This is a genomic window from Streptomyces sp. NPDC051211 (genome assembly GCF_040689505.1).
Classification (GTDB): Bacteria; Actinomycetota; Actinomycetes; order Streptomycetales; family Streptomycetaceae; genus Streptomyces.
Genome location: NZ_JBFBAV010000010.1, coordinates 194,542 through 213,189 on the forward strand (window position 1 = coordinate 194,542; position 18,648 = coordinate 213,189).

General features: G+C 72.0%; 18 protein-coding genes. 7 read left to right on the forward strand and 11 right to left on the reverse strand.

All coding sequences use genetic code 11. The features are described from left to right. Positions 1–11: 11 nt before the first annotated feature. The 8 genes from AB0447_RS13455 to AB0447_RS13490 all read right to left on the reverse strand — a co-directional run bounded on the left by AB0447_RS13455 (position 12) and on the right by AB0447_RS13490 (position 5,696). Entirely contained in the window at positions 12–332 is a 321-nt protein-coding gene (locus AB0447_RS13455; RefSeq protein WP_366476776.1) for an RNase A-like domain-containing protein, read from the reverse strand. Between the two features lie 6 nt (positions 333–338). Beyond that, positions 339–917: a hypothetical protein gene (locus AB0447_RS13460; RefSeq protein WP_366476744.1), complete on the reverse strand. Its 579-nt coding sequence runs from the start codon at positions 915–917 to the stop codon at positions 339–341. Between the two features lie 14 nt (positions 918–931). Next, entirely contained in the window at positions 932–1,510 is a 579-nt protein-coding gene (locus AB0447_RS13465; RefSeq protein ID WP_366476745.1) for a hypothetical protein, read from the reverse strand. A 14-nt stretch (positions 1,511–1,524) separates the two neighbouring features. Next, positions 1,525–2,100, reverse strand: coding sequence for a hypothetical protein (locus AB0447_RS13470; RefSeq protein ID WP_366476746.1), 576 nt, complete (start codon positions 2,098–2,100; stop codon positions 1,525–1,527). Positions 2,101–2,108: 8 nt separating this feature from the next. Beyond that, positions 2,109–3,812, reverse strand: a complete 1,704-nt coding sequence (locus AB0447_RS13475; RefSeq protein ID WP_366476747.1) for an RNase A-like domain-containing protein — start codon at positions 3,810–3,812, stop codon at positions 2,109–2,111. Then, positions 3,812–4,117 carry a WXG100 family type VII secretion target gene (locus AB0447_RS13480; RefSeq protein WP_366476748.1) on the reverse strand — a complete coding sequence of 102 codons (306 nt, stop codon included), beginning with the start codon at positions 4,115–4,117 and terminating at the stop codon, positions 3,812–3,814. Before AB0447_RS13480 ends, AB0447_RS13475 begins: the two co-directional genes overlap by 1 nt. A 22-nt stretch (positions 4,118–4,139) precedes the next feature. Next, positions 4,140–4,580: a WXG100 family type VII secretion target gene (locus tag AB0447_RS13485; RefSeq protein ID WP_366476749.1), complete on the reverse strand. Its 441-nt coding sequence runs from the start codon at positions 4,578–4,580 to the stop codon at positions 4,140–4,142. Between the two features lie 273 nt (positions 4,581–4,853). Continuing rightward, a complete protein-coding gene (locus AB0447_RS13490; RefSeq protein WP_366476750.1) occupies positions 4,854–5,696 on the reverse strand; it encodes a hypothetical protein in 843 nt (280 codons plus the stop codon). A gap of 98 nt (positions 5,697–5,794) precedes the next feature. On the opposite strand from AB0447_RS13490, the gene AB0447_RS13495 reads away from it, so the two are divergent. The 3 genes from AB0447_RS13495 (at position 5,795) to AB0447_RS13505 (ending at position 7,480) form a co-directional block, all read left to right on the forward strand. After that, positions 5,795–6,238: an NUDIX domain-containing protein gene (locus AB0447_RS13495; RefSeq protein ID WP_366476751.1), complete on the forward strand. Its 444-nt coding sequence runs from the start codon at positions 5,795–5,797 to the stop codon at positions 6,236–6,238. Positions 6,239–6,332: 94 nt separating this feature from the next. Next, positions 6,333–7,178 (forward strand): helix-turn-helix transcriptional regulator, encoded by an 846-nt coding sequence (locus AB0447_RS13500; RefSeq protein ID WP_366476752.1) that lies wholly within the window; start codon positions 6,333–6,335, stop codon positions 7,176–7,178. Beyond that, positions 7,175–7,480: a DUF397 domain-containing protein gene (locus tag AB0447_RS13505; protein WP_366476753.1), complete on the forward strand. Its 306-nt coding sequence runs from the start codon at positions 7,175–7,177 to the stop codon at positions 7,478–7,480. Before AB0447_RS13500 ends, AB0447_RS13505 begins: the two co-directional genes overlap by 4 nt. On the opposite strand, the gene AB0447_RS13510 is transcribed toward AB0447_RS13505, so the two are convergent. Further along, positions 7,470–8,339: a trypsin-like peptidase domain-containing protein gene (locus AB0447_RS13510; protein WP_366476754.1), complete on the reverse strand. Its 870-nt coding sequence runs from the start codon at positions 8,337–8,339 to the stop codon at positions 7,470–7,472. The genes AB0447_RS13505 and AB0447_RS13510 overlap by 11 nt on opposite strands. A gap of 121 nt (positions 8,340–8,460) precedes the next feature. On the opposite strand from AB0447_RS13510, the gene AB0447_RS13515 reads away from it, so the two are divergent. Next, the gene (locus AB0447_RS13515) at positions 8,461–11,013 is read left to right on the forward strand and encodes a protein kinase (protein WP_366476755.1); all 2,553 of its coding nucleotides are present in this window, start codon (positions 8,461–8,463) and stop codon (positions 11,011–11,013) included. Between the two features lie 197 nt (positions 11,014–11,210). Here AB0447_RS13515 and AB0447_RS13520 read toward each other — a convergent pair whose 3' ends face one another. After that, on the reverse strand, positions 11,211–12,437 hold the full coding sequence (locus AB0447_RS13520) for an amidohydrolase family protein (protein ID WP_366476756.1): 1,227 nt from the start codon (positions 12,435–12,437) through the stop codon (positions 11,211–11,213). 192 nt (positions 12,438–12,629) lie between these two features. On the opposite strand from AB0447_RS13520, the gene AB0447_RS13525 reads away from it, so the two are divergent. From AB0447_RS13525 to AB0447_RS13535, 3 genes are all read left to right on the forward strand, one after another. After that, complete coding sequence (locus AB0447_RS13525; protein ID WP_366476777.1) at positions 12,630–15,593, forward strand: BTAD domain-containing putative transcriptional regulator; 2,964 nt, start codon at positions 12,630–12,632, stop codon at positions 15,591–15,593. A 174-nt stretch (positions 15,594–15,767) separates the two neighbouring features. Continuing rightward, positions 15,768–15,959, forward strand: coding sequence for a hypothetical protein (locus AB0447_RS13530; RefSeq protein WP_366476757.1), 192 nt, complete (start codon positions 15,768–15,770; stop codon positions 15,957–15,959). A gap of 234 nt (positions 15,960–16,193) precedes the next feature. After that, positions 16,194–16,967 carry a class I SAM-dependent methyltransferase gene (locus AB0447_RS13535; RefSeq protein ID WP_366476758.1) on the forward strand — a complete coding sequence of 258 codons (774 nt, stop codon included), beginning with the start codon at positions 16,194–16,196 and terminating at the stop codon, positions 16,965–16,967. Between the two features lie 19 nt (positions 16,968–16,986). On the opposite strand, the gene AB0447_RS13540 is transcribed toward AB0447_RS13535, so the two are convergent. Then, positions 16,987–18,351 (reverse strand): sialidase family protein, encoded by a 1,365-nt coding sequence (locus AB0447_RS13540; protein WP_366476759.1) that lies wholly within the window; start codon positions 18,349–18,351, stop codon positions 16,987–16,989. Positions 18,352–18,648 lie beyond the last annotated feature (297 nt).

Sequence of the window (18,648 nt, forward strand, 5' to 3'; positions counted from 1 at the left end):
GGCCTGTGCCTCTACACGTAGATCGGGAAGGTGGCGTGTACGACGAAGCCGAGCGAACTCGCGGGCTCCCGCCGGAGCACCACCCGCGCGGCCCGCACGTCCACGGCCCCGCGCCCGGCGAGCGCCATGCCCTGGAGCAGCACGCGTCCGACGGGCTCCTCGCGGGAGGGCCAGGCGGCTTCGATGGTGAGCCGGGGGCGGGTGCCCTGGGCGAGCCAGCGGTGGATGGCCTGCTCGTTGCGGGTGACGACCTGCTGGGCGGCCCACTGGGCGGTTTCCCGGTCTGGGTATGTGGCGGATCTGGTGAGCATGTGGCTTTCCCTTTTGCGCAGGTCGGTTCAGAGGTTCTGGAAGTTCCAGAACACGGCGACTTCGTCGTTGTTCACGGCGATCAGCCCGGCGTCCCAGTCGTACTCGCTGAAGGGGTTGTAAGCCAGGGAGGATTGCTTGCAGAAATCGGGCCGGTCGCCCTTGCCGTGGAGATTGCTGTAGAAGCGCGTGCCGTCCGGGAAACGTGACAGGATCGCCTCGGCCCGGCGTTCCTTCTCCGGCCCGCGCTCCTCCCAGCCCGGTAGCCGAGAGGGGTCCGAGAGGGGTCGGATTGTGAGCAGGACGAGCAGCGACGGCACCGAGGACCGGGGGAGCTCACTCACCAGCGCCCGGTAGCGTTCCGCGTCCGCGAGTGTGGACGGTGCCTCCAGCCACGGGAACAGCGGATCTTCCCGACGCTCCTCCTCGCCCTCGTAGGGGTCGATGGACTCCCAGCCCCGTGGATCCCGGGTCTCGAGGCGCATGATCGCCCCGGCGTCGAGCCACCACTCGTCGTGCTTGCGCGCAGCGACGCCGACGAACGTGCATACCCACTCGTACAGCCTGAGCGCGTCGGTCCAGGTCTCCGCATCCAGATCTCGCCGCATCGGCTTCCTTCGGGTCAGGTATTCAGGAAGTTCCAGAACACGGCGACTTCGTCGTCATTCACGGCGATCAGCCCGGCGTCGACGTCGTATTGGCTGAAGGGGTCGTGACCGCCCCAGATGCCCTGCTCGTAGAAATCGGGACGTTCGCCCTTCCAGCCGAGGTTGGAGAAGAATCGAGTGCCGTCCGGGAAGCGCGACAGAATCACGTCGGCTCGCCGTTCCATCTCCGGCCTGCGTTCCTCCCAGCGCGAGGTCTTGGCGATATCCAGGCCGAGCACTCCGAGCAGGACGACCAGCGACCGCACCGAGGACCGCGGAAGCTCACTCATCCTTGGCCGGTAGCGTTCCGCATCCGCGGGTGTGGAGGGTGTCTCCAGCCACGGGAACAGCGGATCTTCCCGACGCTCGTCCTCTCCTTCGTAGGGGTCGATCGACTCCCAACCGCGTGGATCCCGCGTCTCGAGACGCATGATCGCCCCGACGTCGAGCCACCACTCGTCGTGCTCACGCGGAGCGACGCCGACGAACGTGCAGAGCCATTCGTACAGCTTGAGCGCGTCCGACCAGGACTCCGCATTCAGATCTCGTCGCATCAGAATCCTTCGGGTCAGATGGGTTCGAAGGCCCAGAACACGCCGACTTCTGCGTCGTTCACGGCGATGAGTCCGGCGTCCCAGCCGTGCTGGCTGAACGGGTCCATCCCGGTCACGGGCTGCTCGTAGAAATCCGGGTGGTCGCCTTTCCAGCCGAGGTTCGAATAGAAGCGTGTGTCGCTCGACAAGCGCGACGTGATCACATCGGCCCGGCGCTCCATCCCGGGTCGGCGTCGATCCCAGTTCGGCGCCTTCGACACGTCCATGCCGAGGATGCCGAGCAGCACCAGCAGTGACCGGACCGAGGAGCGGGGGAGTTCTTTCACCCGGCCGTGAAACCGCTCTGCCTCCTCGACCGTGGCCGGGGGCTGCAGCCACGGGTAGATCGGATCCACCCGGAGGTCGAACTCCTCCTCGTCCGGATCGATCGACCTCCACCCGCGCGGGTCGCGGGCCTCGAGACGGACAATCGAGGCGAAGTCGAGCCACCACTCTGCATGGACGCGGGGGGCGACGGAGACGAAGGTGTAGCTCGACTCGTACAGGTCGAGCGCGTCCGCCCAGATTTCCGCGGTCAGGGGTTCCATCATTCGCTCCACTATGCGGGCGCCGACGTGAGGACGACGAACGGCGGGTTCAGATTCCCGTCGTACTTGAGGCGAACGGTCACACCGTAAGCATTCTTGGCCGGCTCTATCGTGTTGGTGTCGTCCACCACCACCGTCCGGCCGGTCACGGTGGGCGTGCTGAGCGGCCCCTCGGTCGGCACCGACGGCACAGTGAAGGGCTTGGACGGCGGCTGGGGCGGAGGATTCTTCAGCCAGTCCTGGATCTCCGACGTATTCGAACGGATGCAGTATTGAGTGTATTTCTGTGCCGAATTTATGTCGGAGAAGGACGAGGACGACAGGATGTCGAATTTTCCGTTCGCGCGCTGCTCGTCCTTGATTCGCTGGAGGAGCTGTTCGTCCGTCTTGCCGACGTGCTTGTCGAGGGTGTGGGCGCCGTTGAGCCCCTCGTTCGTCGCCAGGTCCAGCGAGTACATGTACGGGGAGGGGCTCTCCCCGCCGATCTGCCAGCGGTGTTCCTTCTTGAACTCGTTGAGCGAGCGGGCGCCGAAGCCCTGGGCGCGGGCGATCTCCGCCTGGTAGGTCGGGGCGCTCTTGGCCGCGAAGTCCAGCTCCCAGATGAGGGCGTTGAGCTTGTTCGCCGCGTCGACGAACTCCTTGTGGTAGGCCTCGACGACCGCGTCGCACCCCTCCTTGTCCATGTGGGTCCGGAAGGAGAGCACGAGCCGGCCGACGATCCCGCCGACCGCCAGTTTGGTCAGGTTCATCAGACTCAGGTCTGAGCATTCCTTGGCCATGGCCTTCGCCGCGTTGATACCGGCCTGGCTCGTGAACTTCGTGGTCTTCTCACCGACGTCGGAGAGGTGCTCCAGGATGTCCGCGATCTTGTCCGCCGTCTCCTTCAGCACGTCGATGATGGGGCGCCGGCGGTCGGGAGTGACGTCCTTGCTGAACCGCCACTGCCGGCCGTCCTTCTCGACCCGGTTTCCGTCCGCGTCCATCTGCCTGCCCCACGCCGTGGCGCCCCAGATGCTCTGGCCGAAGGTCCGCATCGCGGCCTGCCACTCGCCCTTGTCCTTCGGGTTCGTGATGCCGGCGATGGCGGCGTTGAACTCGTCCGAGGCCTTCACGGCCTCGGATCCGAGCTTCTTCCACGCCTTGGCCATGTCCCGGACCTCGTCCTCCTTGATGCCCGGGGTGATCTCGTGGACCTTGCCGAGGCGGAGGCCGTGCTCGATGGCGGGCCGGATGACGTCGGCGAGGAAGTCGGGGAACTCTCCGATCACGCCGGAGATCCACCAGGAGTCGACGTCCTCACCGGTGCCCGACCACTTGACGGGGTTGACCGGCCCGTAGCGCGGAGGCTTGTTGATGACCACGGGCTCCGGCGTCCGGGCCGGCTGCGTGCCCTTGCGGCCGCTCGCCTCCCAGTCCGCCAGAACGTAGTGGTTGGCGGTGTGGTTCAGGCCGATGGAGGCTCCGCCCGCGCTGACCACGCTGCGGCCCCACACATCGAGGAACTTCTCGACCACCTCCGCATACTTGATCGCGAACGCGTCCGCGCCCCAGCCGGTACCGGCGGACTGGTTGTACTTGTTCAGTACGTCGACCAGGACGAACGCCCGCTCGGCATGCGCGAACTGGGCCTCCTTCACCTGATCGGCCGCGTGGTGGACGTGCACCGGCTGGACGTCGAAGCCCCCGTTCGCCGAGGGCGGCGGCGGTGTGCCCATCAGGCGGCCCCCCAGCCGCGCAGCACAGCCTGGTGGGCGGAAGCGTAGGTGAGGTGGCCGTTCACCACGATCTCGTGCAGCCAGGCCTGGGTGGCCTGCAGGTCCTGCGCGGACCGGTCCCATTTGTCGAGCTGGTCGACGAAGGCCTGGCGGGCCTCACCGTCCCAGGTCAGGACGACCTTCTCGACGCGCCCGTACAGCAGGTCCAGCTGCTCGTTGAGCGTCTTGAGGATCGCCTCGAGATCCCCGGCCATGCCCTGCAGCGTCGCGAAGTCGACTGATATGTGGTCGTCACCGGACGACATGAATCCCCCTCGTTCGATCCGGTCACAGGTCGGCGATGCGGCTGCGCGGTGCGGTCGGCGGCGCGGGCGCCGTGTTCGGCGTGGACAGGGCGTCGGTCTCCGCCTGGACGTCCACGTAGGACCGGACGCGCCGGAACTCCTCCAGGGTTTCGAGATCCTGTGCGGAGAACCCGTCCTTGCTCAGCCGGATCGCCTTGGCCAGCAGCTTCATGGTTTCTCTGATGTGCACGGCGTCCTCCGCCGCCGCGCGGTGTTTGGCCCGGTACGCCTCCGAGGCCGGCCCGCGCCATCGCGCTTCGATGCGGTCGACGATCTCGTCCATCCGCAGGAGCTGCTTCTTCAGAACTTCCTGCATCGTGTCGAGGTCGCCGGCGAGCGTTTTGAGCTTGTCGCCGTCGACCGCGAGGTCTGACGGAGTACCGGCCGTGCCGGTCGAACTCGCCGCATCGGGCGCAGCGTTCACGGTGTCCTCCCCCGGAGTGTCGCCAAAAAGGTGATCTCCCTGTCGACCGTAACAAGCGCCGAGGCGGAACGAACGGATCGTCCGCTGGCCGGACTCCGGGCGGGGGAACCGGGTCGCCCGGCGGGTCGTCGGCCTCGTCGGCGGGCACACCGCGCCCCGTAGGCGCCCGTGACGAACGGCCCGAACGGCCCGAACGTCCCGAACGGCCCCCGGAACACCACCAAGACGGCCAGCGCCGCCCACCACCAGGGCAGGACCTCGCAGGAACGAGGTTCAGCCCTTGGACCAGACGACGAGATTCCCGCTCACCGCCGGGCGGTACGGCTCCTCGCCAGTGCCCTCAAGGAGCGCCATCGCCACGGACCCCTTGTCGGTCACGGCACACAGCGCCGCCCCCTCGACCAACCCCCGATCCGTCCACCGCCCGCCTCCCGCCCGCACCGGGCCGAACCCGGTCCCGGCAGCCGCCCGGCAGCTCTCGAAGCTCTGCGGCTGCCCCAGCTTCAGCACCCCCACCTGCCGCCCCGTGAACGACCTCAGTTCCACGGAGCTCGCCGAATCGCCGTCCCGGAGGCACGAGAACGCGTAAGGCCGGTACTCCAGCTCGGAGCCGGTGCTCTGCGTCGTCGTAGGGCCGTCCTCCCTGTCCACCTCCACCGTCGTGGAGACCCCGGCGTCGAGATCGACGAGCTGGCTCTCACCGCAGGCGGGCGGGGCAATGCCCCACCGCCCCTGGTGGACCTGGTAGCCGGCCGGCGCCGTCAGGTCTTGGGGGCCGGAGGAACCCGGCGCGCTCGGGGACGCCGAGGGCGGCCCGGGCAGCGGGGCGATCGACGACGAGGGCGAGGGTGAGGGCGAAGGCGTCGGCGTCGGCGTTGAGGCGGGCGCCACCGTCGGCCCCGACGCCGCCCCCCGCGGCGACGGCTCCTTGTTCCCCGACGCGGCCAGCAGCGTCACCGCCGTGCCCATCACGGGAATGACGATCCCGATCACCCACCACGCCCACCGCGGCGGGTTTCCGTGCTGCACGGGCTCCAGGCCGACAGGCATCGGCGGAGGCGCGGCCGGCCGCGGCGGGACTCCTCGCGGGTCGGGCTGCCCCATGGTCTCGGTCACGTCGCAACTCCCCTTGATCACCACCGGTACGGAGAACATACCGGCGGAGGCGGCAGCAAATCCATCGACCTTTTCGACCGCCGTCGTACGCTGATCTGATGCGAACTCCCAGGCGGGCCGCCCGCATTGTGATCCTGTCCCCCACCGGCTCGGTGTTCCTTTTCCGCGAGATCCACAGCCGGAACGGCATCCACTGGCTGCCGCCCGGCGGCGGCATCGACCCCGGCGAGACCCCCGAGGAGTGCGTGATGCGCGAACTCCGCGAGGAGACCGGGTGGACCGACCTCGCGCCGGGGCGGCTGCTCTGCACCTGGGAGCACGACTTCATCCACACGGGCAGACGCGTCCGCCAGCACGAGCACATCTACCTCACCACCGGCCCGCACCGCCCGCCGTCGACCGACACCCCGCAGGCGGAATGGCACTGGCTGAAACCGGAGCGGCTGGCCTCGCTCGGCGAACCGGTGTGGCCCCCGAAGCTGGCCGAGCTACTGACCTCCCCGGCCGGGCAGGAGCCGGTGCACTTCGGGCTCGTGAGGTAGGCCCACCGGTTTCGTACATCCGTCTGTACGGGTCCAGTTGGTGTACAGCCGGGGTCACGTACCGTGACGATGGGGGGCCCGGGAGGTGACCATCATGGCGAGCGTGGTCGAGGACGAGTACCCGAGCGACCAGCGCGGCGACCCCACGCTGGAACTGCGGAACTTCGGGCGCCTGATCCAGGCGTTCCGGAAGAAGTGCGAGCTCAAACAGGAGGACGTGGCACTCCTCGCCCGGTACTCGGTGGAGTACGTCGGCTCCGTCGAGCAGGGCCGCCGGTTTCCGTCCGAGATGTACATCAAACGCCTGGAGGACGCCCTCCGGACGGACGGGGTGATTCTGGCGGCACACCGGGACCTGAACAGCCGCCGCGGGCTGGCGTCCTGGTTCCGGCGGTGGGCCGAGCTGGAGGACACCGCCGTCAGCCTCAATACGTACGAGTGCCGGGCCGTGCCGGGCCTGTTGCAGACGGAGGCGTACGCCCGGGCGCTGGTCCGCAATGTGCCGCCGCTGCCGGAACCGGAGGAGGCGGAGGCCCGGGTGGCGGCCCGACTGGCCCGGCAGAAACTCCTCCGCCGAGCCCCCTATATCGCCTTCAGCTTCATCGTCGACCAGCCGGTCATCGACCGTCAGACCGGCGGGCTTGAGGTGACCAGGGAGTTGCTCGACCACCTGCTGGAATGCGCCGCACTGCCGAACGTCGATCTCCAGATCATCCCGACGATCTGCCCCGAGCATGCCGGTACGGATGGCCCCTTCCAGCTCCTCGAAACCGATGAGCACGAATGGCTCGGCTACGCCGAGGGGCAGAAGACCGGGCGCGTGCTGACCGGCCCCAAAGCCATCAGCGCCCTGAACCAGCGGTATGCCAAACTTCGCATCCAGGCCCTCAATCCGGCGGACAGCGCGGGCCTGCTGATGCGATTGCGAGGAACGCTATGAGCGCCAACTCCGGGCTGCGGTGGTTCAAGAGCAGCTACAGCGGCAGCGAGGGCGACAGCTGCGTCGAGGTCGCCCTGTCGTGGCAGAAGTCGTCCTACAGCGGCAGCCAGGGCGACGACTGCGTCGAGGTCGCGCTGCCGTGGCACAAGTCCACGTACAGCAGCGGCGAAGGCGACAGCTGCGTCGAGGTCGCCTCCTGCGCCGACACCGTCCACGTCCGGGACTCCAAGGTCACCGCCGGCCCGGAGCTCGGGCTGTCCCCCGTCGCCTGGGCCGCCTTCGTCGCCGGGGTCACCGCCTAGCGGCGGTGGCGCGGGTGTACAGCTCGGCGGCGTACCGGCCCAGGACCGTGCTCGTCGACTCGTTGTCCGTCTCGCCGCCCGTCAGGACGCCGATGATCTTCCCGTCGCGGGCGATCCAGGCGCTGCCGCTGGTGCCGCCGGGGAAGTCGGCGCAGTCGAAGCGGAGTTCGGTGTCGCTCTGCCGGACCGCGGTGCTCGTGCACGTCCGCGGGACCTCGCGGTCCGAGGGGTAGCCGGTGACGGTGACCTGTTCGCCGGAGCGGCCGGTGGTGTCGAGCGGGGCGGCTCCGGTGACGTCCTCGATGTTCCGGCCCTGCGCGTCCGGGGCGAGCCGGGCGAAGGCCAGGTCGTAGGCGTCGTCGCCGCCCTCCGACCAGCGGGGGTCCTCGAAGACCTCCTCGATCCGCCAAGTGCCGTACGGGGCGTTGCCGTTCGCGTACGCGGGAGCGAACAGCCCGCCCGAGGGGCCGGCGCCCTTCCGGCCGTCGGCCAGGCAGTGGCCGGCCGTGACGATGAGGTTCCGGCCGGGGCTGCGGACCACGGTCGCGGTGCAGAAGTGGCCTGCGGCGAGGGTGCCTTCGAAGAGGGCGCCGGTGTACGCCGTTCCGCCCGGGCCCGGTGGCGTGGGCGAGGGGGTAGGGGCCGACGGTGTCGGTGTGGGCGTCGGTGCCGAGGGCGACTCGGGCGTCGGCGAGGGTATCCGGGTCGGCGTCGGGGAGGCCGGTGCGGACGGGCGCGGGCTCCGCTCCGCCGCCGGTGGCCCGGCCGTCGCGGGCGGCACCACCCAGGTCATCGCCGCGGACGCGGCCAGCGCCGCGGCGGCGCACAACACCCCGGTGACCACGTTCCGCCGGTCCATTCCCCTGCCCCCTTTGCCCCGGCGAAGCATGCCTTCGGCAGCCCGGCGGCCGCAAACCCGGTCCGTCCGGGCGGCCGGGATAGGGTGCCGCCAACGGGACGTACACGGGGGCGGGCGGGACATGACACTGCGGGACGGCGATCCGCGGTCGATCGGCGGGTACGTCCTGATCGACCGGCTCGGCTCCGGCGGGATGGGGACGGTGTACACGGGGCGGGCCGCGTCCGGCCGCCTCGTCGCGGTGAAGCTGGTGCACCAGCAGTTCGCCGACGACCCGGAGTTCCGGACCCGGTTCCGGCAGGAAATCGCGGCCGCCCGGCGGGTCAGCGGGGCCTTCACCGCCCCGGTGGTGGACGCCGACCCGGACGCGGCCCGGCCCTGGATGGCCACCCAGCTGGTGCCCGGGCAGACCCTGGGCACTCGGGTGAAGACGGACGGGCCGCTGCGCGGGAGCGCACTGCGGGTGCTTGCGCTGGGACTGGTGGAGGCGCTGCGCGAGCTGCACACCACCGGGGTGATCCACCGCGACCTGAAGCCGGACAACGTGCTGTTGACGGACGACGGTCCGCGGGTCATCGACTTCGGGATCTCGCGGGCGGCCGGGCAGCAGACCCTCACTTCGACCGGGCAGATCCTGGGGACGCCGCCGTTCATGTCCCCGGAGCAGTTGTCGGCTCCGCAGCGGGTGACGGCGGCGTCGGACGTGTTCTCGCTGGGGTCGGTGCTGGTGTTCGCGACGACCGGACGTGGGCCGTTCGACGCGGACTCGCACTACATGACGGCCTACCGGGTGGTGTCGGAGGCGCCGTACCTGGGGGACCTGGCGGGGGCGCTGCGCGCGGTGGTGGAGTCCTGCCTGGCCAAGGAGCCCGCCGCGCGGCCGGGGCCGGGGGAGCTGCTGGCGGCGCTGGCAGAGATCCCGGCCGCCGTCTGGGAATCCCCGCTCGGCCCGGCCGGCGGCGCCGAGGCGGTTCCGGCTGCCGTCGGCGGGGTCGGAGGCTCGTACGGGCGCTCCGGGAGCGGAGCCGCGGCCGGGGCGTGGGCTGGGACTGGCGCCGGGGCCGGGGCTGAGACGGGGGCCGGGGCCGGGGCTGAGACCGGGGCCGGGGCCGGGGCCGGGGCCGGGCCCGCCGGCGGGAACGGGACCGGGTCCGCGGCCGGAGCCGCGGCCGGTTCCGCGGCTGAGACCGGAGCCGGGAACGCGGCCGCGGCCGGGACCGGGGAGCTCACGCGGCGGTCCGGGCCGCCGACCGGGCCTGCCGGGCCCGCGGATCCGGCAGCGCGGCGCGGGAAGCTGCGGCGGCCGGGGCGCCGGGGGCTCATCGCCGGGGTGCTCGCGGCTTCGCTGCTGGCCGGCGGCGGGGTCTACCTGGGGCTCACCCGGCCGGACGACGGTCCGGTGGGCGACCGGAAGGGCTCGCAGGCGGCGACCAGTCCCCCCGGCTCGCCCTCGCCCTCACGCTCGCCCGCGCCCGCCGGGCCGGCGGTCACCGGGGTCCTCGCCCCGTACGTGGCCACGGACGGCGGCAACCCGGCCGGCAGCCACGCCTACGCCGACTCGCCCGCCCGCCGCCCGGCCCACTGGCGGCCCTGGAGCGGGGCGGCCGGCGCGGGGCCGTGCGTGTACGCGGACTCCTCGCTGATCTGCACGAAGGCGAGCCCGGACGGCACCGGGCTCGGCACGCTCACCCGGTACGACGCGGCGACCGGCCTGGTCCTGTGGATGCAGGACGTCAACGTCCAGGAGGAAGGACCGGTCGTCTCCGGCGACACGGTGATCGTGCTCGGCGACCGCGGGTTCACCGCCGTGGCCATGGCCGACGGCGCCATCCGCGGGCAGAACCGCACCGAGAAGAAGCTGCGGCGGCTGGTCCTGGACACCGACGGCAGCCGGGCGTACGCGGTGGACCTGGACGGCACGGTCACCGCCGTGGAGACCAGGGCCGGGCAGAAGGTGTGGCGGACCGCCGTGCCCGGGTCCGAGGACGGCTACCCGGCGCTGCGGGCCGCCGGCGGCCGGGTCTACGTACAAGGGCGCTCCCAGAACCCCGACATGGGCTTCCAGACCTTCGTGGCGGTGCTGGACGGGGCTACGGGCAAGCGCCTGCCGGCCGGGCCGGCGCCCCGGAACGCGAACCGGTTCGCGCTGGCCGGACCCTGCGGGTCGCGCGGGCTGGCGGTGGCGCAGACGGGCTCCGGGCCGGTCACCTTCCTGTGCCACCGGGAGAGCGGGCCGAGCGTGCTCCGCGGGGAGCCGGCCAAGGACGCGGCCGTGGACATCCCGTACGGCGGCTCCGGGCTGTCCGGGCTGGCCGCGGCCGGCGGACGGGCCTACCTGATGGCGTCCTCGCTGAACGGGGAGCCCGCCTTCATGGAGCTCAACCAGGAGTCGGGCGGGGCGCACTGGCGGATCCCGCTCCCGTCGAACTGCGCCGAGCCGGAGCGGCCGGAGGCGGCGAATGCGGTGGTCGTGACGGATGGGCTGGCCTATGTGCGGTGTCTGACTTCGGGTGTGGTCATCGACCTGGCCGGCCGGAAGAAGATCAAGGAGTTCGACATCCCGGGGGGACTCCGGGCCGGGCCGGACGGGCCGGCCGGGTTCCTGGTGGCGGGTGGGGTGGTCTTCACTCCGACCGCCAAGGGGTGGTCCGCCGTCGAGCCGGTCCCGCTGTAGCGACTTCTCCCCGGGGCGGGGCCGACGAAGCCCGCCGGCCGGGGCGGGGCGGGGGCCGGGTTGACCGCTGCGCGGAGCCTTTCCCCTACCCGCCCCTTCCCGAACCGGGGCTCCGCCCCAGACCCCGCTCCTCAAACGCCGGAGGGGCTGGAAATGCCAGCCGTGGACCGCACGCGAGCGGGCGCTTCGGCCAGAAGCTACGCCCCCGGGCCCGGCCAGAGGCCGTCCGGGGTCAGGCCCAGCAAGTCGATTGCATTGGTGCGGACGATGCGGTCGACCACGTCCGGAGCCAAGTGCCCCATCTGGGACTCGCCGACCTCACGGGACTTGGGCCACGTGGAGTCGGAGTGCGGGTAGTCCGTCTCGTACAGGACGTTGCCCACGCCGATCGCGTCCAGGTTCCGCAGCCCGAACGCGTCGTCGAAGAAGCACCCGTAGACGTGTTCCGCGAAGAGTTCCGACGGCGGCCGGAGCACCTTGTCGGCGACCCCGCCCCAGCCGCGGTTCTCCTCCCACACCACGTCCGCGCGTTCCAGGATGTAGGGGATCCAGCCGATCTGCCCCTCCGCGTACATGATCTTCAGGTTGGGGAAGCGTTCGAACTTGCCGCTCATCAGCCAGTCGACCATCGAGAAGCAGCAGTTGGCGAAGGTGATGGTGGAGCCGACCGCGGGCGGTGCGTCCGCCGAGGTCGAGGGCATGCGGGACGAAGAGCCGATGTGCATGGCGATGACCGTGCCGGTCTCGTTGCAGGCCTCCAGGAAGGGGTCCCACTCGTCCGTGTGGATCGACGGGAGGCCCAGGTGCGGGGGTATCTCCGAGAAGGCGACCGCCCGCACGCCCCGCGCCGCGTTGCGGCGGACCTCCGCCGCGGCCAGCCGGGCGTCCCACAGGGGGATCAGGGTGAGGGGGATCAGGCGGCCCCCGGCGAGCGGGCCGCACCACTCCTCCACCATCCAGTCGTTGTACGCGCGGACGCCGAGCAGCCCCAGCTCCCGGTCCTTGGCCTCGGTGAAGGTCTGGCCGCAGAAGCGGGGGAAGGTCGGGAAGCACAGGGCCGACTGGACGTGGTTGACGTCCATGTCGGCGAGCCGGTCCGGGACGGAGAAGGAGCCGGGCCGCATCTGTTCGTAGGTGATGACCTCCAGCCGGATCTCGTCGCGGTCGTAGCCGACCGCCGTGTCCAGCCGGGTCAGGGGGCGGTGCAGGTCCTCGTAGACCCACCAGTCGCCGATCGGGCCGTCGTCGCCCTTCGCGCCCATGACCGGGGCGAACTTGCCGCCCAGAAAGGTCATTTCCTTCAGGGGGGCGCGCACGATGCGCGGACCGACGTCGTGGTACTTGGACGGGAGCCGGTCCCGCCAGACGTGAGGGGGCTCAACCGTGTGGTCGTCCACCGAGATGATCTTCGGGAAGGTCTCCATGACTCCCACGGTAGCGTTGATCTGACGGATCGTCAGCTAGTTGGGACGTGCTCGATACACAGCAGGAGCCGGGCGGGCTGACGTGCTCGCCCCAAACAGGGCAGACTGACCGTTGCACTGGACAACGGCCCGGCCCGGCACGGCAGGACGCATCCGGAAGACGGCACAGGGAGGGGGAGACAGATGGAGGGCATGCCCGCCATTCCGCAACAGCGCACCGACCCCGAAGGAACCCACCCCGCTCCACCGGCCGGCTCCCGCTTCGCCGTGCTCGGCCCCATCCGCGCCTGGCGCGGAACCGAGCCCCTCGCCTCCGGAAGCCCCCAGCAGCGCGCCCTGCTCGCCGCCCTGCTGCTGCGCGACGGCCGTACCGCCACCGCCCCCGAGCTGATCGACGCCATCTGGGGCGAGGACCCGCCGCCGCAGGCCCTGGCGACCATCCGGACGTACGCCTCCCGGCTCCGCAAGATCCTCGACCCCGGCACCCTGGTCAGCGAGTCCGGCGGATACGCCATACGGCTCGGCACCCTGGCCGCCCTCGACCTCGGCGTGGCCCGCAGCCTCGCCGCCGACGCCGAGGCAGCCCGCGCCTCCGGCGACCGCTCCATGGCCCGCACCCTGCTCGGCCGCGCCCTCGGCCTGTGGGACGGCGAACCGCTGGCCGGCGTGCCCGGCCCGTACGCCGAGACCGAACGCACCCGGCTCGCCGAATGGCGGCTCCAGCTGCTGGAGACCCGGCTCGACCTCGACCTCGAAGTCGGCAGCCACGCCGAGGCCGTCTCCGAACTGACCGCGCTCACCGCCGCCCACCCGCTGCGCGAGCGGCTCCGCGAACTCCTCATGCTCGCCCTCTACCGCAGCGGCCGCCAGGCCGAGGCGCTCGCCGTGTACGCCGACACCCGCCGGCTGCTCGCCGAGGAACTGGGCGTGGACCCGCGCCCCGAACTCGCCGCCCTGCAACAGCGGATCCTGCGCGCCGACACCGAACTCGCCCGGGCCGCCGACCCCGCCCCGGCCGCCGCACCCGTCCAGGTGCGGCCCGCCCAGCTCCCCGCGACCGTCCCCGACTTCACCGGCCGCAGCGCCTTCGTCGAGGAACTGTCCGAGGTACTGGCCCACGCCGAGGGGCAGGTCATGGCGGTCTCCGCACTGGCCGGCATCGGCGGCGTCGGCAAGACCACCCTCGCCGTGCACGTCGCGCACGCCGCCCGGCCCAACTTCCCGGACGGCCAGCTCTACGTCGACCTCCAGGGCACCGAACCGCGCCCGGCCGAACCGGTCGCCGTCCTCGGCGCGTTCCTCCGCGCCCTCGGCACGCCCGACACGGCCATCCCCGACTCCCCCGCCGAACGCGCCGCGCTCTACCGCTCCACCCTCGACGGCCGCCGCGTCCTGGTCCTCCTCGACAACGCCCGGGACGCCGCCCAGGTCCGCCCGCTGCTGCCCGGCACGGCCGGCTGCGCCGCCCTGGTCACCAGCCGGGTCCGGATGGCCGGGCTCGCTGGGGCCCACCTCGTCGACCTCGACGTCATGTCCCCGGAGGAAGCCCTCCAGCTGTTCACCCGGATCGTCGGCGAGGAGCGGGTCCGTACGGAACGGCAGGCCGCCCTGGACGTGGTCGGCGCCTGCGGATTCCTGCCGCTGGCCATCCGGATCGCCGCGTCCCGGCTGGCCGCCCGCCGCACCTGGACGGTGTCCGTGCTCGCCGCGAAACTCGCCGACGAGCGCCGCCGGCTGGACGAGCTCCAGGCCGGCGACCTCGCCGTCAAGGCCACCTTCGAACTCGGCTACGGGCAGCTGGAACCCGCCCAGCAGCGCGCCTTCCGCCTGCTGGGCCTCGCCGACGGCCCGGACATCTCGCTCTCCGCGGCCGCCGCCGTCCTGGACCGCGCCGAACACGACACCGAGGACCTCCTCGAAGCCCTGGTCGACTGCTCCCTGCTGGAGTCCGCCGCGCCCGGCCGCTACCGCTTCCACGACCTCGTACGGCTCTACGCGCGTGCCTGCGCCGAACGCGACGAGCAGCCCCCCGCCGAGCGGGACGCCGCGCTCTCCCGGCTGCTGGACTTCTACCTGGCCACCGCGTCCGGGGTGTACGCCCTGGAACGGCCCGGCGACCGGCTGGTCGGACACCTGGCCGCCACCCGGCACCCGGGCCTGGTCTTCACCGACCGGCACGCCGCGCTGGACTGGCTGTACGCGGAGGCCAACCCGCTGCTGGCCTGCGTACGGCAGGCGGCCTCGCACACGGACGGGGCGGCCTCCGTGCTGCGCCGCGCCGTGGACCTGCTGTGGGCCGCCAAGGACCTGGCCGAGTCGGGCGCCAACTCCAAGCAGTACGAATCGGCCGCGGTGGCCCTGCGCGACGCGGCGCAGGCCGCCAAGGACCCGCACGCCGAAGGCCGGGCCCGCACCACCCTCACCAACGTCCACCTGGTGACCGGCCGGTTCGCCGAGGCCGACGAGGAGGCCCGGCAGGCCACCCTGCTGGCCCGGGAGGCCGACGACCCGCTGCCGCGCTGCTGGGCGCCCAACGACCGCGGGATCAGCGCGATCTACCAGGGGCGGTTCGCCGACGGCGAGCAGTACCTGCTGGAGGCCATCGAGAACTTCCGCGCCGACGGCAACAACGTCGGCGAGGCGAGCGCCCTGTGCAACCTGTCCCGGATCCACGTGGAACTCGGCCGGCTGCCCAGCGCGATAGAACTGGCCCGGCAGGGCATCGCCATCTACGACCGGATGGGGCTGTCCCTCCGGCTGGCCAACGGCCGCTACGCGCTGGGCGTCGCGCTGACCCAGGCGAGCCGGCTGGCCGAGGCGCTGGACGAGCTGAACCAGGCGCTGTCGCTGTTCCACGACAACCGGCAGCCGCTGTGGGAGGGCGTCACCCACTTCCGGCTGGCCGAGGCCCACTTGGCGGCCCGCCGGCCCACCCTCGCGGCCGCCCACGCGGAACAGGCCATCGCGCTCCGCGGGATCGGCGGCGAGTGGCGCCGGGCGACCGTCCTGACGGTGCTGGGCCGGGCCCTGCAGGAGCTGGGACAGACCGGCCGGGCGCAGGCCTGCTGGCGGGAGGCCGAGGCGGTGTTCGAGCAGCTGGGATCGGCCGAACTGGCCGAGGTACGGGCCCTGCTGACGCCCGGCGTGGCCGCCTGAGGGCGGTGTGGGCAGCCCCTGCCCGGGGGCGTTCATCGTTCGTTTATCGCCGCCCGACATGATGGATGCATCGACCCGCCGCGTCGGGGGGCACGCGGGTCGACCGGAAAGCCCGTTCGGCGGTCCGCGGGGGAATCGCCGAACGGGACAACGGCCCACCCTTCAGGAGTAGCTATGGCGACTGAGAACACGACACCGAACGACGGCACCGTGAAGCCGCTGGACAACCACGTCTCGGGCGGCGAGGAGATCGAGACCCTGGACAACCACGTCTCGGGCGGACCCGCCAAGCCTCTCGACAACCACGTCTCGAGCGGCGAAGAGATCCAGACCCTGGACAACCACGTCTCGGGGCCGCGCCCGTAAGTCCGGGCACGCAGGACTACGGGGGCAAACGGGGGACCACGGGGGATACGGGGGACCACGGGGGCAAACGGGGGATACGGGGGACCACGGGGGACCACGGGGGGAACGGGGGACCACGGGGGGAACGGGGGACGGCGGCCGCGGTGGCCCGGAGGGGGAGCCACCGCGGCCGCCGCATGCGTGCGTCCGGGCCGCCCCCGGTGCGGAGCGCCGGCCGCCCCATAGGGTGGAGGCATGTTCGCTCCCATGGGTCCCAGCGTGCGTGAACTGGCCGTGCAGGCCATGTCGTCCATCGAGCGGGGCTACGACCTGCTCGCCCCGAAGTTCGACCACACCCCCTTCCGCACCCCCGACCGGATGCTCGACGCGGTCGAGGAGACCCTGGCCCAGGCGGAGGGCTCCTTCGGGGCCGGGCTGGACGTCTGCTGCGGCACCGGCGCCGCGATGGGAATGCTGCGGCGGCTGTGCCGGGAGCGGGTGACCGGGGTGGACTTCAGCGCCGGGATGCTGGCGGAGGCGGAGCGCGCGCACGGCACGGCGGGCGGCCCGGCGGCCGGCGGAGCGGGCCGCGGGCCGGACGAGGGCCCGGCCGTGGACTTCGTACGGGCGGACGCGCGGGCGCTGCCGGCCGGGCTGGCGGCTTCGTACGACCTGGCGGTCAGCTTCGGGGCCTTCGGCCACTTCCTGCCGGCCGAACGCCCCGCCCTGTTCGGCGGCGTGCACGGCGCGCTTCGGCCCGGCGGGGTCTTCGCCTTCCCGGTCTCGGCGCCGCTGCCGATGGCCTCGCCGTTCTACTGGGCGACGGCCGGCTTCGACGCGGTGATGCGGGTCCGCAACGCGGTGTGGCGGCCGACCTTCGTCATGTACTACCGCACCTTCCCCTTCGGCGGGGTCCGGGAGGACCTCCGGCGGGCCGGCTTCACGGTGGAGACCCTCCCCCTGGAGCAGTTCGGCCGCCGCCCGGACGGCACCCCCAACTGGCGCCTGGTACTGGCCCGCAAGCCCTGAGACCGTCGGGGGAGACCCGCTAGCCGCAGGGTGCCGGGGTGCCGGCGGTGCTTTCCGCGGTCGCGTCCGAGCCGGCCTCGCCGGGCCGGGTCAGGTCCTCCGAGCCCGCGTCCAGGGCATCGGGGGTGAAGGCGGTGAAGTTGACGTAGCCGTGCGGGCTGCCGGTGGCGGTCTCGTAGAGCATGCCGACCTCACCGGAGGGCAGCAGGGTGAGGTCCGAGTAGCCGGATCGTTCCGCCTTGATCACGGTGCCGGTGGTCGACCAGGTCTTCCCGCCGTCCGAGGAGGTCCGTACGGCCAGCCGCCAGCGGTCCGTGAACTTGCTGCCCGGACGCGAGGGCGCCGAGAACAGCAGCCGGTCCTTGGGCAGCTGGAGCAGCGAGCCCGACACCGGAGGGGCCACGATGTCCGTCACGGGCCGGAAGCCCGGATCCGGGAAGAAGGGCGCCGCGACGTCCTGGATGCGCGCGGCCAGCCGCTGCCGGTCCACGTCACAGGTGCGGGTCGACCGCGCGTTGACGTACAGGCTGCCGTCGGTGAGCTGGGCCAGCGTCGGCTCGGTCGGGGCCGCGGCGTCCGCCTCCGCCTCCCACTGGGCGCCGAGCTTCCAGCTCATTCCGGCGTCGTCGCTGTAGTAGAGCTGGGCGCCGGCCCAGCCCCGGGAGTCGCGGTGCTCGCCGGCGATCACCAGCCGGCCGGGGCGCATGTCGGTCCGGGCCAGCTGGATGCCGTGGCCGGGGCCGACCGAGAGCCACTCCCAGTCCTCCTTGATCAGCTGCGGCTGCGGGTTGTGGCCGTCGGTCCAGGTCCGGCCCTCGTCCCGGCTGTGCATCAGGTGCAGCGCGCGCGGGCCGCGCACCCTGATCTCCTTGGGCTCCTTGGAGTCCTTGGCGCCCTTCCTGTACTTCGGGTTGGGTTCCGTGGTCCAGGTGTTGAAGGCGTACATCACGCTGATCAGGCCCGAGTCGGCGTCGATCACCGGCACCGGGTTGCCGTAGCCGTCGCGGTTGCCCCGGCCGCCGCCCCGCAGCACCTGCATCGGCTCCCAGCTGCGCCCGTTGTCGTAGGACCGCTTGAGGACCAGGTCGATGTCGCCGACGTCACCGCAGCCGTCCAGGCGCGCCTCGGCGAGGGCCAGCAGCGCGCCCTGCTTCGTGGTGACCAGGGTGGGGATGCGGTAGCAGTCGTATCCGTCGGTGAACGCCTTGAAGGGCGTGGACACCACCGATTCCGGCCCCGGCCCCTTGGGGCGGGGGTCCGCCTGACCGCCCCCGCCGCCGGGCAGCAGCAGGACGGTCACGACGGCGATCACCGCCAGGGCGACGACGGCCACCCAGACCGGGGTCTCCCAGCGGAATCGAACGGCTGACTGTTGCGAGCTCACGCGTGCAGGCTAACCTGCGGCGCGATCACCCCCGCCCGGGCGGCACCCCCCAGCCCCTCCGGGCGGTACCACCCCAGCCCCTCCGGCGTTTGAGGAGCGGGGTCCGGGCTCCGCCGGGTGCACCCCCAGCCCCGCCTGGCGGCACCTTCCCAGCCCCTCCGGGCGGCACCACCCCAGCCCCGCCGGGCGCTACCTTCCCAGTCCCTCCGGGCGGTCCCCCCAGCCCCTCCGGCGTTTGAGGAGCGGGGTCTGGGGCGGAGCCCCAGTTCGGGAAGGGGCGGGGTGGGGAACAGCTCC